The 14,427-nt window shown below is 46.5% G+C and carries 16 protein-coding genes; 8 read left to right on the plus strand and 8 right to left on the minus strand.

Going from position 1 to position 14,427, the window contains the following annotated elements:
• Window positions 1–88: 88 nt before the first annotated feature.
• Complete coding sequence (locus NL647_RS24765; protein ID WP_005450962.1) at window positions 89–643, plus strand: gamma carbonic anhydrase family protein; 555 nt, start codon at window positions 89–91, stop codon at window positions 641–643.
• A gap of 20 nt (window positions 644–663) precedes the next feature.
• Here the strand turns inward: NL647_RS24765 and NL647_RS24770 are convergent, their stop codons facing one another.
• From NL647_RS24770 to NL647_RS24785, 4 genes are all read right to left on the minus strand, one after another.
• Entirely contained in the window at window positions 664–927 is a 264-nt protein-coding gene (locus NL647_RS24770) for a DUF1488 domain-containing protein (protein WP_253650764.1), read from the minus strand.
• A gap of 3 nt (window positions 928–930) precedes the next feature.
• Window positions 931–1,764, minus strand: coding sequence for a shikimate dehydrogenase (gene aroE / locus NL647_RS24775; RefSeq protein WP_050934111.1), 834 nt, complete (start codon window positions 1,762–1,764; stop codon window positions 931–933).
• 102 nt (window positions 1,765–1,866) lie between these two features.
• Window positions 1,867–2,784 (minus strand): oxygen-dependent coproporphyrinogen oxidase, encoded by a 918-nt coding sequence (gene hemF, locus NL647_RS24780; RefSeq protein ID WP_253650765.1) that lies wholly within the window; start codon window positions 2,782–2,784, stop codon window positions 1,867–1,869.
• Window positions 2,785–2,818: 34 nt separating this feature from the next.
• Complete coding sequence (locus tag NL647_RS24785) at window positions 2,819–3,376, minus strand: L-threonylcarbamoyladenylate synthase (protein ID WP_017190968.1); 558 nt, start codon at window positions 3,374–3,376, stop codon at window positions 2,819–2,821.
• A 199-nt stretch (window positions 3,377–3,575) separates the two neighbouring features.
• Between NL647_RS24785 and purE the strand changes: the two genes are divergently transcribed.
• Window positions 3,576–4,061 carry a 5-(carboxyamino)imidazole ribonucleotide mutase gene (purE, locus tag NL647_RS24790; RefSeq protein ID WP_005440742.1) on the plus strand — a complete coding sequence of 162 codons (486 nt, stop codon included), beginning with the start codon at window positions 3,576–3,578 and terminating at the stop codon, window positions 4,059–4,061.
• 4 nt (window positions 4,062–4,065) lie between these two features.
• Complete coding sequence (locus tag NL647_RS24795; protein WP_239970309.1) at window positions 4,066–5,199, plus strand: 5-(carboxyamino)imidazole ribonucleotide synthase; 1,134 nt, start codon at window positions 4,066–4,068, stop codon at window positions 5,197–5,199.
• A 66-nt stretch (window positions 5,200–5,265) separates the two neighbouring features.
• Here NL647_RS24795 and NL647_RS24800 read toward each other — a convergent pair whose 3' ends face one another.
• Genes NL647_RS24800 through NL647_RS24815 form a run of 4 tightly spaced genes read right to left on the minus strand, consistent with a single transcriptional unit; the run spans window position 5,266 to window position 8,525 of the window.
• Window positions 5,266–5,832 carry a type I DNA topoisomerase gene (locus NL647_RS24800; RefSeq protein ID WP_253650766.1) on the minus strand — a complete coding sequence of 189 codons (567 nt, stop codon included), beginning with the start codon at window positions 5,830–5,832 and terminating at the stop codon, window positions 5,266–5,268.
• Window positions 5,833–5,855: 23 nt separating this feature from the next.
• On the minus strand, window positions 5,856–6,335 hold the full coding sequence (locus NL647_RS24805) for a DUF494 family protein (RefSeq protein ID WP_005429833.1): 480 nt from the start codon (window positions 6,333–6,335) through the stop codon (window positions 5,856–5,858).
• 2 nt (window positions 6,336–6,337) lie between these two features.
• Window positions 6,338–7,447, minus strand: a complete 1,110-nt coding sequence (dprA, locus tag NL647_RS24810) for a DNA-processing protein DprA (RefSeq protein ID WP_038897980.1) — start codon at window positions 7,445–7,447, stop codon at window positions 6,338–6,340.
• Window positions 7,431–8,525 (minus strand): LysM peptidoglycan-binding domain-containing protein, encoded by a 1,095-nt coding sequence (locus NL647_RS24815; RefSeq protein ID WP_005450978.1) that lies wholly within the window; start codon window positions 8,523–8,525, stop codon window positions 7,431–7,433. Before NL647_RS24815 ends, dprA begins: the two co-directional genes overlap by 17 nt.
• A gap of 138 nt (window positions 8,526–8,663) precedes the next feature.
• Between NL647_RS24815 and def the strand changes: the two genes are divergently transcribed.
• The 5 genes from def to NL647_RS24840 all read left to right on the plus strand — a co-directional run bounded on the left by def (window position 8,664) and on the right by NL647_RS24840 (window position 14,424).
• Window positions 8,664–9,182, plus strand: coding sequence for a peptide deformylase (gene def / locus NL647_RS24820; RefSeq protein WP_005450979.1), 519 nt, complete (start codon window positions 8,664–8,666; stop codon window positions 9,180–9,182).
• 33 nt (window positions 9,183–9,215) lie between these two features.
• Complete coding sequence (gene fmt, locus NL647_RS24825) at window positions 9,216–10,163, plus strand: methionyl-tRNA formyltransferase (protein WP_253650767.1); 948 nt, start codon at window positions 9,216–9,218, stop codon at window positions 10,161–10,163.
• Between the two features lie 81 nt (window positions 10,164–10,244).
• Window positions 10,245–11,528 (plus strand): 16S rRNA (cytosine(967)-C(5))-methyltransferase RsmB, encoded by a 1,284-nt coding sequence (rsmB, locus tag NL647_RS24830; RefSeq protein WP_253650768.1) that lies wholly within the window; start codon window positions 10,245–10,247, stop codon window positions 11,526–11,528.
• A gap of 64 nt (window positions 11,529–11,592) precedes the next feature.
• Window positions 11,593–12,969, plus strand: a complete 1,377-nt coding sequence (gene trkA / locus NL647_RS24835) for a Trk system potassium transporter TrkA (protein WP_005429806.1) — start codon at window positions 11,593–11,595, stop codon at window positions 12,967–12,969.
• A gap of 9 nt (window positions 12,970–12,978) precedes the next feature.
• Window positions 12,979–14,424 carry a TrkH family potassium uptake protein gene (locus NL647_RS24840; RefSeq protein ID WP_005450983.1) on the plus strand — a complete coding sequence of 482 codons (1,446 nt, stop codon included), beginning with the start codon at window positions 12,979–12,981 and terminating at the stop codon, window positions 14,422–14,424.
• Window positions 14,425–14,427 lie beyond the last annotated feature (3 nt).

Below are 14,427 nucleotides of genomic sequence, written 5' to 3' on the forward strand. Positions count from 1 at the left end.
TGTTTGAGTGTTTTTTATTCTAAAAGGCGAGTTTTTGCTACTCTTCCCTCCAGATATCCCGATTATTAACGCTTTATAAGGAGTAAAGATGGGTTCTATTAGAAGTTATAAAGGTATTCGACCTCAACTAGGCAAGCGCGTATATGTCGACTCAACTTCTGTTCTTGTCGGTGATATCCAAATTGGTGACGACTCGAGTGTTTGGCCATTAGTTGCAGCTCGTGGTGATGTGAACCATATCCACATTGGTGCTCGAACCAATATTCAAGATGGTAGCGTACTGCATGTAACCCATAAAAATACTGAGAATCCCAACGGCTATCCGCTAATCATTGGTAATGATGTCACTATTGGTCATAAAGTCATGTTGCACGGCTGCGAAATCCACGATCGTGTATTGGTTGGTATGGGAGCGATCGTTTTAGATAACGTTGTTGTCGAATCAGACGTAATGATAGGCGCTGGAAGTTTAGTCCCACCGGGGAAAAGGTTGGAAAGCGGCTATTTATATGTTGGTAGTCCAGTAAAACAAGCTCGCCCTTTATCAGAGAATGAACGAGCTTTCTTACAAAAGTCTGCCAATAACTATGTACAGAATAAAAATGACTACATAAACGAAGTAGAAGACGTCAACGACGAATGATGCAGTTGGTTAGCAATAAGCTAATCGATGATGATATTGCCTTCTTCATTGAAGGCTTCATCTTCAATTAGCTCTTCCGCGATTTCTTCTAGGTCGAATCGATAATCAATAAATACTTTAATTGCCGCTTGTTCAGTTTCAACCAGGGAGCCGCTAAGCTTTTCTAGCTTCAGCTTTGTTACATAGCATTCAATCAGAGCTCCTGATTGCTGTGCGGTAAAGTTTACCGCTTGTAATGTTTTATCCCATGATTGCATATCTGGGAATAAGATGGACTGATTCATCGTTTACTGACCTTCAAGGTTCTTTCTTAATTCTCTAAGGATTTGTTTTGCGCCAGGGCGTAAACCACGCCACAGCATAAAGCTTTCCGCAGCTTGTCCCACTAGCATCCCAAGACCATCATAAGCATGAGCGGCACCACTTTCTTTTGCCCATAAGTTAAAACTGGTCGTCCCTTGCCCGTAAATCATGTCGTAGCTCGTACTGTTAGCTGCAAAGATAGAAGAGGAGATACCCGGCAGCTCACCGCTTAGGGAAGCAGATGTGGAGTTAATAATCACGTCGAACTCATCACTAATATCATCCATCTCTTTGGCGATGATAGAGCCATGTGCAATAAACAACTCCGCAAGCTCCTGCGCTTTGCTGAAGGTTCGATTAGTAATGGTTAAAGAACTAGGCTTTTGATCAAGAAGCGGCTTGATCACTCCACGAGCGGCACCGCCAGCGCCAATGATCAGGATTCGCGCACCTTCTAAAACAACTTGATGTTGAAGTAGGTCTTGAACCAAACCTGCTCCATCGGTGTTATCGCCAATGATCTCACCATCATCTAACTTCTTGAGCGTATTGACTGCCCCGGCTAACTGAGCGCGTTCGGTCAGTCTACTAGCAAATTGATAAGCATCTTCTTTAAATGGCATGGTGATGTTGCACCCCTTGCCTCCTTCAGCAAAGAACAGCTTCGCTGCGTCAATAAAACCATCTACAGGAGCACTTTCTGCGGTATACACCAAAGATTGATTGGTTTGACGAGCAAACAAGGTGTGAATGAATGGCGACTTGCTGTGTCCAATAGGATTACCAAACACGGCATAGCGATCAATTTGCTGAGTCATTTCCTTACCTTTATTCCTTACCTACTATAGAGAAAAAACAGGGCCATCTGATTACAGATGACCCTATCACTATCTATCTATATAGAAAAGGAGATTCAACGCTTACCACTCTCGTGGCGTTAAGTATCGCTCGTAAAGTTCAGCCTCTGGAGAACCAGGTTGTGGCTCATAGCTGTATTCCCAACGCGCAAGTGGTGGCATCGACATAAGAATTGACTCTGTACGACCGCCACTTTGCAGACCAAATAGAGTTCCACGATCATACACTAGGTTGAATTCAACGTAGCGACCACGACGGTAAAGTTGGAATTCACGCTCACGCTCACCGAATTCAATTTCTTTACGACGAGACACAATCGGTAGGTAAGCTTGGCAGTATCCTTCACCAACCGCCTTGATGTAATCAAAACACTTGTCGAATTCCCACTGGTTTAGGTCATCAAAGAACAAACCACCAACACCACGAGTTTCATTTCGATGCGGTAGGAAGAAATACTTATCACACCAAGCTTTATGTTCTGCATAGACATCATCACCGAAAGGTGCACAAAGTCGTTTTGCGGTTTCATGCCATGATTGGCAATCTTCTTCGAATGGATAGAAAGGTGTTAGATCAAAACCACCACCAAACCACCAGATAGGCTCTTCACCCTCTTTCTCTGCGATAAAGAAGCGTACGTTAGCGTGAGAAGTCGGTACATATGGGTTGTGAGGATGGATAACCAAAGAAACACCCATCGCTTCAAAGCGGCGACCAGCTAACTCTGGACGGTGCGCCGTGGCTGATGCTGGCATCTCATTACCTTCGACATGAGAGAAATTCACTCCCCCTTGCTCAAAAACGTCACCATCACGCAAAACACGGGTACGACCACCACCACCAAGGCGCTCCCCTTTTTCACGTTGCCATGCGTCTTCAACAAAGACGGCCTTTCCATCTTCTTGTTCTAACTGCTGACAAATGGAATCCTGAAGTGACATCAGGAACTGTTTTACGGCGTGCTTATCGATTGCTGACATACGTGTAGTACCTATTGATTGCTGACTAGCAGGGTTAGCCCTGTCTTAATATTTGCGAGGTTTTAGCATCACGAATTTCACTAGGCTTGTCACGACCGCTGGTTTCACCACGTAAGATCGCCACAAGCCGGTCACCCAATTGTTGCTCTACTTCTTCAGTCGTCATACAAGGAGGCTGACCAGTGAGGTTCGCGCTGGTAGAGGTTAGCGGCTTTCCGAAAGCATTACACATCTTTTGTACCAAAGGATGATCCGTCACACGCACTGCAATCGAATCAAATTGTCCCGATACCCAATGAGAAACTTTGTCACTCGCAGGCATAATCCAAGTGTATGGACCAGGCCACGTTGCGTGTACTTTATCTAACTGCTCTTGAGTCAACTGAGATTCATCAACATAAGGCAAAAGCTGTTCATAGTTTGCCGCAATTAAGATTAATCCTTTCTCAACAGGGCGTTGTTTTAGCTCTAGCAATTTTTGAATCGCTTCTGGGTTATCTGGGTCACAGCCAACACCAAACACCCCCTCTGTTGGGTAGGCAATCACTTCGCCTTTTTGTAGTGCTTCTAGCACCTGTTCAAAGTTCTCCACCGATACTTCCTGATAATCTTGTCTGTTGTGTTTGTACTAAGTGTACAAATATTCATTCTCAGAGACTAAAGCAATTTGTTTATAAAATGTATCAATCGTATTTACAAACGCACGCAAACGTTTGCTTGAGGTGAAAATCCCCGTATAATGCGCACAAATTTATCAGCTCACCTAATTTTGCAGCTTGAAGGAGTTTGAGATGAAAGTCGGTATCATCATGGGTTCTAAATCAGATTGGCCAACCATGAAACTAGCAGCGGACATGCTGGATCAATTTGGCGTGTCTTACGAAACAAAGGTGGTATCAGCTCACCGTACTCCTCAATTGTTGGCTGATTACGCAAGCAGTGCTAAAGAACGTGGCATTAAAGTCATCATCGCAGGTGCGGGCGGTGCTGCCCACCTACCAGGCATGGCGGCGGCGTTTACCAGCGTACCTGTACTTGGCGTTCCCGTTCAGTCTCGCGCACTGAAAGGCATGGACTCACTACTTTCTATCGTACAGATGCCAAAAGGTATTGCGGTTGGTACATTAGCTATTGGCGAAGCAGGCGCAGCAAACGCTGGTATCCTAGCGGCTCAAATCCTTGGTACACATGATGAAGCGATCATGGCAAAAGTCGAAGCGTTCCGTAACGAACAAACGGAAACCGTATTGGCGAACCCAAACCCTGCTGAGGATTAATCAGATGCATGTACTGGTTCTTGGTGCGGGTCAGTTAGCTCGTATGATGTCTCTGGCTGGTGCGCCACTGAATATTCAAATTTCAGCTTACGATGTGGGCAGCGGTAATATCGTTCATCCACTGACTCAACATGTACTAGGCAACGGCTTAGAAAATGCGATCGAACAAGTTGATGTAATCACTGCTGAGTTCGAGCATATCCCGCATGACGTGCTTGATATTTGCGAAGCGAGCGGTAAGTTCTTACCAAGTACACAAGCTATCAAAGCAGGCGGTGATCGCCGCATTGAAAAGGCATTACTTGATGATGCTGGCGTACGTAATGCGAAATACTATGCGATCAAAACTCGTGAAGATTTTGACCGCGCAATTGAACACGTCGGCATGCCAATGGTTCTGAAAAGTGCATTAGGCGGTTACGATGGAAAAGGTCAGTGGCGTTTAAAAGAACCTTCTCAGATCGACATAATTTGGACAGAAATGGTGGAATGCATTGCTTCAACACCAACTCAAGCCATTGTTGCTGAGGAGTTTGTTTCTTTTAACCGTGAAGTTTCACTGATTGGTGCTCGCAGTAACGATGGCAGTATTGAAGTTTACCCTCTCGCAGAAAACATCCACACAAATGGTGTATTAAGCCTCTCAACAGCAATTGATGCTCCAGAGTTGCAAGAACAAGCAAAAGAGATGTTCACGGCCGTCGCCAATAGTTTGAATTACGTTGGCGTGCTAGCCCTGGAGTTCTTCGACGTTGACGGCAAGTTGCTGGTTAACGAAATCGCACCACGCGTACACAACTCAGGTCACTGGACTCAGCAGGGTGCAGAAACTTGTCAGTTTGAGAACCACCTACGCGCTGTGTGTGGTATGCCTTTAGGTAGTACTAAGCTCGTTCGCGAGACCTCGATGATCAATATTCTCGGTGAAGATACCTTGCCAGATGCGCTACTCGCGATGAATGGTTGCCATATTCATTGGTATGGCAAAGAGAAACGAGAAGGTCGTAAGATGGGTCATATCAACGTATGCGCTGATTACACTGGTGAGTTGAATCGTAGGTTGTGTGCATTAACAAACGTGCTTGATGAAGAAACCTTCCCAGCAGTTCATGAATTTGCCAAACAGTGGCAAGCATAGAAAAGTTGATAAATAGACAACAAAGGGTCGCATGATGCGACCCTTTTTAATTTTGCCTGAGATTTATTATGATTGTGTATGCTGGCACTTGCGACTTGCACATTGCAACTTAACCCCGCTGGCGAGTTTCTTTTCTACCAACAAGGTAAACCCGCATTCCTCACAGCGACCTCTTACAGGTGGTAAGTTTACCGCAAACTTGCACTTCGGATAGTTATCACACGCGTAGAATGTCTTACCAAATCGGGTCTTACGTTCAACTAAATGCCCTTTACCACACTCAGGGCAAGCGTATAGCTCTTTCGATTCTTGCTCGGGTTCGGGCTGATTGATTGATTCGATATGATGACAAGTTGGGTAATGACTACAGCCAACGAACATGCCGTATCGCCCTTGTCGGAGCACCAACTCATTGCCACAGTCAGGGCAAGGCACACCTAACTCTTTTACGATGTGGCCATCATTACTGTGCAACGGCTTGATATAGTCGCAGCTTGGGTATTGGCTACAACCAAGAAAAGGACCATGTTTGCCATGTTTCAGCCTGACTTCCCCACCACATTTAGGGCACGGCTCTCTCTCAAGCGCATGCTCGTGTGCCGAGAAAAGGTTGTGATCGATTTTACTACTCATACTCACCGTTAAAGCAGAAGATATTAGTGAAGAATACCCTGTTCCTTGGTGTACAGCAGCTCTTCCATCAGCGTGTAGGCATTTTCGTTGCCAGGGACATTAAACAGAACCATAAGAATGATCCACTTAAGGTCTTCAAGCTCAAATTCATTGGTTTCTAGCCCCATTACACGATCGATAACCATCTCACGTGTTTCTGTGGTTAGAACATTAATTTGCTCTAAGAACAGCAGAAAACCACGACATTCAAGATCTAAGCGCTGCATCTCTGATGCCGTATAGATACGTGTCGATGCCGATGCTATGCAAGTTGAAATCGCTGAATGCTCATCACTTTGTTGCAATGCTGCCAGCTCTTCTAACCAGACAAGGGCTTTGTAGATGTCTTTTTGCTGGAAGCCTGCACGAAGCAATTCATCTTCCAACTCGTCTTGTTCGACCTGTAACTCTGCATCGCTATGGATGTAGGTTTCGAATAGATACATAAGTATATCCATCATCATAGCTAGCCCCTCCCCTTTCGAATATAGCCACCGGATACTGCAACAACATGCCCTGAAAGCTCAAGCTCTAAGAGCTGCATCATGACTTCTTGGACAGGTATATTGGTCCTGCTTGCAAGAATATCAACTGGTGTAGCCTCATTTCCTACGTTAGCTAACAGCTGAGGAAATGGCAATTCTTCTTCATCAATTGGCGTAGAAAATAAATCCAAGCTCTGATTAATAGACCAGTCGAGCAAAGACTGTATTTCATTCAACACCTCTTGAGTGTTTTGTACGAGACAAGCCCCATTACGAATCAACTGATTACCACCACTGGCATTGGGAGCATTAATCGAAGCTGGTATAGCGAAAACTTCACGGTCTTGCTCAAGAGCGTAGCGAGCGGTGATTAATGAGCCACTCTTTTCTGCTGCTTCGACAACCAACACGCCAAGCGACAAACCACTAATGATTCGATTACGTCGTGGGAAGTTTTCTGCTCGAGGTTTTGCATCTGGGCGAAATTCAGAGACTAACGCACCGTTTTCCATCACTCGCCGCGCTAAACCTCGGTGACGGGCTGGATAAACTTGCTCTAACCCTGAACCCAATACCGCAATGGTTTTACCGTCCGCTTGCAAAGCACCATCATGAGCGTGTCCATCGATACCCAAAGCCAAACCACTGGTAACAATCAGATCATGTTTCACCAAATCTGCAGCGAATTGACGTGCGTGTTGAAGCCCATCAACACTAGCATTACGGCTGCCGACCATGGCAATTTGAGGTTGAGACAAACAACTCGCTTCTCCCTTTATAAATAGTAAAGGAGGTGGAGCGACAGTTTGTTTGAGAAGTGGGGGATACAGAGTATCCGCCAAAGTAACAATATGATGATGAGATGAGGCGCTAGCCCAAGTAAGACAAGCGTCGACTTCTTTATCGACCTCAGACCATGCTTGCAGTTGCTTCGTGGTAAAACCCAAAAGCTGAAGCTGCTCAGTTGAGTATCCGACAATATTGCTTGGCGTATCTTTACTCAGCAGCTTATTCATCTTCACCCCGCCAATGCCTGGCAAGCAGCTCAGCTTTAACCAGGCGGCGAGGTCAGTATCATTGCGTAGTTTCATTCGTGGTCGATTCCTCAGCCAGAGGAGAAACCACTGATACCTCTTTATTGATTGGCTTAGTGCTATTGGTAATCAGTGCAAGACTGAAATATTCATAAGGACGAATGACCAGCAGTTCACCAACCTTACTTTGCGGCAAGGTGATCTTAGAGTCGAGTAAGCCACTGTCTTTCACAAAACCATCGCCACCTTTGAAAACCGGGTGCGCATCTTCTTTAAGATCAAACACACTGCCTTGGCGAAGTTGATCGGATGTTCCTTTATCAATCACAACCACTTGATTGGTTGAGCTAAATCGAATGCCCTCAATATTACCCAGCAATACTGCAGAACTGCCTTTTGGTGATGGCAGTGGGTAAAAGGTCGTCGTGAAATCACCATTTTCTAATGTTTGGACCGGCAAAGCGATATCGTTACGAATAATCTCTTGCAGTTGAGTGGTGATCTTTAATCCTGAGTACTCGCTTGATGCCTCGATAAGTTCCCCTTTTGCAATCAAACGTAAAGCGGTAATTTGCTTAGATACGTCTTCACGGGAAAATGTTTCGACTGGACGATAGATAGCCCAACCTGTCGCCGTTTGTTCACCACTAATATACAGGGTGTCCTCAGCAGTCAGATATTTACTGCCTTTGCTACTACCCATCACTTTAGCCGCGTTTTCTAGCGTTTCATCGTCCACCAAACGGTCCGACTTGAGGTAAGGCATAACCAAACCTTCAGCAACGGTTGGCACCGCTTTCTTTTCCGTGATACGAGCTTTAGGGCTGAGCTTTTTCACCGCTTTTAAGCTCAATACTGGTTGACCATTAATCCATACCAGCGACAACTTGTCTCCGGGATAAATAAGGTGCGGATTATCGATCTCTGGATTGACCTGCCACAAACGAGGCCACAACCATGGGCTATCCAGATACATTGCTGAAATATCCCAAAGCGTGTCACCTTTGACCACAACATAAGTTTTAGGTGCGTCATCTTTGACGGTAAGCGGTTGGGAGTCCGTGTTTGCTACGGCATTGAAAGAGAAAAGTAACGGCAACGTAATGCGAGAAACGTTGCGGAAAATTCGATTCATGACCCTCGTCCTTGGTCTGTTAGGCAACTACCAGAATGGAAATTGGTATAAGGATGCTGTCATTTAGGTCATAAAATGTCTAGAATTGAGCCAACAAGGTTTGTGCTGTTACGGCACAGTTCAATATTTCGAGTGAATATGTCTGTATTACAAGTATTAACATTCCCAGATGATCGCCTGCGTACCGTTGCAAAACCTGTAGAAGAGGTGACACCTGAGATTCAAAAAATCGTCGATGACATGATTGAAACCATGTACGACGAAGAGGGTATTGGCCTGGCTGCAACGCAGGTTGATATCCACAAACGTATCGTAGTAATTGATATTTCAGAAACTCGTGATGAGCCAATGGTGCTTATCAACCCTGAGATTCTGGAAAAGCGTGGCGAAGATGGCATCGAAGAAGGCTGTCTATCGGTACCAGGTGCTCGTGCACTTGTGCCGCGTGCTGCTGAAGTTACTGTTAAAGCACTAGATCGTGATGGCAAAGAGTACACTTTTGAAGCCGACGATCTGCTAGCCATCTGTGTTCAACACGAACTAGACCATTTGATGGGTAAGTTGTTCGTTGATTACCTATCGCCACTGAAGCGTAAGCGTATTCAGGACAAGCTAGCAAAAATCAAACGCTTTAACGAGAAACAGCAAAACGCTTAATCTCGATACAATTTAATTAGAAGGAAGCCTACCTTGAGTCAGTCTTTACGTATTGTCTTTGCAGGTACTCCGGATTTCGCCGCCCGTCACTTGGCGGCGTTGTTGTCTTCGGAGCACGAAGTAATTGCGGTTTATACTCAACCAGATCGCCCAGCAGGCCGTGGTAAGAAGCTTACTGCAAGCCCAGTAAAAACCATCGCGCTTGAGCATGACATTCCGGTTTATCAACCAGAAAACTTCAAATCAGATGAGGCTAAGCAAGAACTAGCGGATCTGAATGCCGACATCATGGTTGTTGTCGCTTATGGTCTATTACTTCCGCAAGTTGTGTTAGACACGCCTAAACTAGGCTGTATCAATGTTCACGGTTCAATTCTTCCTCGTTGGCGTGGCGCTGCTCCTATCCAACGTTCAATTTGGGCAGGTGATGCTGAAACTGGTGTTACCATTATGCAGATGGACATTGGTTTGGATACGGGTGACATGCTTAAAATCGCAACGTTACCGATTGAAGCAAGCGACACTAGTGCATCAATGTACGAAAAACTCGCAGGTTTAGGTCCTGATGCGCTGATTGATTGTTTAGCAGACATCGCAGCCGGCAAAGCAGAGCCCGTGAAACAAGACGACGAGCTAGCAAACTACGCGAAAAAGCTGAGCAAAGAAGAAGCGCGCATTGATTGGAACGATGATGCAGCGCACATTGAACGTTGTGTTCGCGCATTCAACCCATGGCCAATGAGCCACTTTGAAGCGGCTGAAAACAGCATCAAAGTATGGGAAAGTCGTGTTGCGGATCAAACTAGCGACAAACCAGCAGGCACCATTTTGCAAGCGGACAAAACCGGTATTTATGTTGCGACAGGCAACGGTGTATTGGTTCTGGAACAACTGCAAGTTCCGGGCAAAAAAGCCATGTCAGTTCAAGATATTCTGAACTCACGTGCATCTTGGTTTGAAGTTGGCATTCAACTGGTTTAAAAACCAGATAACCGTGTCAAAGACCAATAATACGAACTTTTAGAGGGCAGAGATGCCCTCCTTTACTTTAAGGTACTTATCATGAATGTTCGCGCTGCGGCTGCCAACGTCTTGTATCTTGTCGTCGACAAGGGCCACTCACTTTCAAGCGCTCTTCCAGCGGCTCAACAAAACGTACGACCACGTGATCACGCTCTTTTGCAAGAAATTTGCTATGGTGCTCTACGTTACCTCCCTCGCCTAGAAATGATTGCAAACCAGTTGATGGACAAGCCGTTAAAGGGCAAACAACGCGTTTTCCATCACCTGATTTTGGTTGGCATTTACCAATTAAGCTTCATGCGTATTCCTGCACACGCTGCAGTGGGTGAAACGGTTGAAGGTACTAAAGAGTTGAAAGGCCCCCGCTTGCGCGGTCTTATCAACGCAGTATTGCGTAACTACCAGCGCAACCAAGAAGAACTGGATCAAATGGCTGTCAGCAACAATGCGGGCAAGTACGGTCACCCGAGCTGGTTACTTAAACTGCTGCAAGAAGCTTACCCACAACAATGGGAAAGCATTGTTGAAGCCAACAACCAGAAAGCGCCAATGTGGTTGCGTGTAAACCACCAGCACCACACTCGTGATGAATACCTTGCGCTACTCAAAAATGAAAACATTGATAGCACGCCACACACACAAGCAATGGACGCCCTAAAATTGGCGGCGCCATGCGATGTGATGAAACTGCCGGGCTTTGAAAAAGGTTGGGTATCGGTGCAAGATGCGGCAGCGCAGCTGTCGATTAACTATCTTGAACCAAAAGATGGCGAGCTGATCCTAGACTGCTGCGCAGCACCAGGCGGTAAGACAGCGCACATTCTTGAGCGTACATCTGGTAGTGAAGTGGTTGCCATTGATTGCGATGACACGCGCCTTAAACGTGTGCACGAAAACCTGAAGCGCCTCAACCTTCAAGCAAAAGTGGTTTGCGGCGATGCGCGTAATCCTCAAGAATGGTGGCAAGGCGAACAATTTGATCGCATTTTGCTGGATGCTCCGTGTTCTGCAACTGGCGTGATTCGTCGTCACCCAGACATCAAATGGCTACGTCGTGCTAATGATATTGCCGCACTTGCGGATCTACAGAGCGAAATTTTTGATGCAATGTGGACGCAACTAAAACCTGGCGGCACCATGGTTTACGCGACTTGTTCAATCACACCACAAGAAAACGTGGAACAAGTAAAAGCGTTCTTAGCACGTACTGCAGACGCGCAATTAGTGGACTCTGATCCAAAACAACCTGGTCGTCAGATTCTACCAGGCGAAGAAGATATGGATGGTTTCTACTACGCAGTGCTAACAAAAAAACACGCGTAACAGCATGCTAAATAGGGCGATTGAAGTGAATTCAATCGCCTTTTTCAGATAACGAGTAAAGAGTATGAAGATCATTATTCTTGGTGCTGGTCAGGTTGGCGGCACACTGGCGGAAAACCTAGTTGGTGAGAACAACGACATCACCATCGTCGACAAAAATGGCGACCGACTGCGTGAGTTACAAGACAAATACGACCTACGAGTGGTCAACGGTCACGCAAGCCACCCAGATGTTCTGCACGAAGCCGGTGCGCAAGACGCCGATATGCTTGTCGCAGTAACCAACACCGATGAGACCAACATGGCAGCCTGTCAAGTTGCGTTCACTCTGTTCAATACCCCAAACCGTGTTGCACGTATTCGTTCTCCAGAGTATCTGGCAGAAAAAGAAGCCCTATTTAAGTCTGGTGCCATTCCTGTCGATCACCTTATCGCACCAGAAGAGCTGGTAACGAGCTACATCGAGCGCCTCATCCAATACCCAGGCGCACTGCAAGTGGTAAGCTTTGCCGAGCAGAAAGTCAGCCTAGTAGCCGTTAAAGCCTATTACGGTGGTCCGCTTGTGGGCAACGCTCTGTCTGCCCTGCGTGAGCACATGCCACACATCGATACTCGTGTTGCTGCGATTTTCCGTCAGGGTCGTCCTATTCGTCCACAAGGCACTACCATCATTGAAGCTGATGATGAGGTGTTCTTCGTTGCAGCAAGTAACCACATTCGCTCGGTAATGAGTGAGCTTCAGCGACTTGAGAAACCTTACCGCCGCATCATGATTGTTGGCGGTGGTAACATCGGTGCGAGTTTAGCCAAACGCCTTGAACAAACTTACAGCGTGAAGCTGATCGAACGTAACTATCAGCGTGCAGAAAAGCTGTCCGAGCAACTAGAAAATACCATCGTCTTCTGTGGTGATGCGGCAGATCAAGAACTGCTGACTGAAGAAAACATTGACCAAGTAGACGTGTTCATCGCGCTGACTAACGAAGATGAGACCAACATCATGTCAGCGATGTTGGCAAAACGCATGGGCGCAAAGAAAGTGATGGTGCTAATCCAACGCGGCGCTTATGTCGACCTTGTACAAGGCGGCGTGATTGATGTGGCAATCTCACCACAGCAAGCGACGATTTCTGCTCTACTAACGCACGTTCGCCGTGCTGACATCGTGAACGTTTCTTCACTACGTCGTGGCGCAGCCGAAGCAATCGAAGCCGTTGCGCACGGTGACGAAACCACATCCAAAGTGGTGGGTCGCGCGATTGGCGATATCAAACTCCCACCAGGAACCACCATTGGTGCTATCGTTCGTGGCGAAGAAGTTCTTATCGCACACGATCGTACTGTCATCGAACAAGATGACCACGTCGTGATGTTCCTGGTCGACAAAAAGTACGTACCAGACGTCGAAGCGCTGTTCCAGCCGAGTCCATTCTTCCTCTAGGATTTTCCTATGGTCAACTTACGTCCCGTACTGTTTGTTATCGGGCTGGTTTTATCCAAACTAGCCCTTTTTATGTACGTGCCGACTTTGGTCGCGTTTTTCACTGGTACGGGCGGGTTCCTCGACTTCGCCCAAGCAGTAGTGATCACTCATCTCGCCGCTTTTATCTGTTTAACGATTGGTCGAACCGCCAAATTCAAACTCAGCGTGCGTGATATGTTTCTCATCACCAGTTTGGTATGGACTATCGCCAGTGCGTTTGCCGCCCTGCCATTTGTCTTTATCAACCATATCAGCTTTACCGACGCCTACTTCGAAACCATGTCAGGTATCACGACTACGGGTTCGACCGTACTTAGTGGTTTAGACAACATGGCGCCAAGCATCTTACTGTGGCGTTCTATCTTGCAATGGTTGGGTGGTATTGGCTTTATCGTTATGGCAGTAGCTATCCTACCGATGCTTAACGTTGGTGGTATGAAGCTATTCCAAACCGAATCCTCCGATTGGTCAGACAAAAGCAGCCCAAGAGCTAAGACTGTCGCGAAGAACATCGTATTGGTGTATTTGATGCTGACAGGCTTGTGTATCGTGGGATACTTGTTAACTGGCATGAACCTGTTTGAAGCAATCAACCACGCATTCACGACTCTATCCACCGGCGGTTACTCGACATCAGATGGTTCGATGAACCATTTCTCCAACGGTGCTCATTGGGTTGCGACCACCTTTATGTTCCTCGGTGGTTTGCCATTCCTACTGTTCGTAGCGGCATTACGTAAGCGCAGTATCGATGTCTTGATGAAAGACGCCCAAGTTCGCGGCTTTGCTTACCTATTTTTGTTTTCAAGCTTAGTGGTCGCCGCTTGGTTGGTACTTCGTGATGGCTACACCATTTTGGATGCACTGCGAGTTTCAATGTTCAATATTGTTTCAGTGGTCACCACTACGGGTTTTGGCCTGGAAGATTTCACAGCTTGGGGCGCATTGCCATCGACATTGTTTGCTTTCTTGATGATGGCAGGCGCATGTTCAGGCTCCACCTCAGGCGGGATTAAAATCTTCCGTTTTCAGATCGCGATGACACTACTCAACAAGCAAATCATGAAGCTTATTCACCCTTCAGGTGTTTTTGTTCAGCGCTACAATCAACGCCCTGTAAACGATGATATTGTTCGCTCTGTGGTGGCGTTTGGTTTGATGTTTTTCATCACCATCATCTTCATTGCTGGTTGTTTAAGTGCTCTCGGCCTTGATCCAGTCACCAGTATTTCGGGGTCGATTACCGCAGTTGCAAACGTGGGACCGGGGATGGGTGACATCATTGGACCAACGGGTAACTTTGCCCCACTGCCTGACACTGCAAAATGGTTATTAAGCTTTGGTATGTTAATGGGGCGTTTGGAAATTCTGACTATTCTTGTACTGTTCTTCCCTGCGTTTTGGCGCCGTTAAACA

The sequence above is a fragment of the Vibrio sp. Y29_XK_CS5 genome (assembly GCF_024181835.1).
GTDB classification, from domain to species: domain Bacteria; phylum Pseudomonadota; class Gammaproteobacteria; order Enterobacterales; family Vibrionaceae; genus Vibrio; species Vibrio harveyi.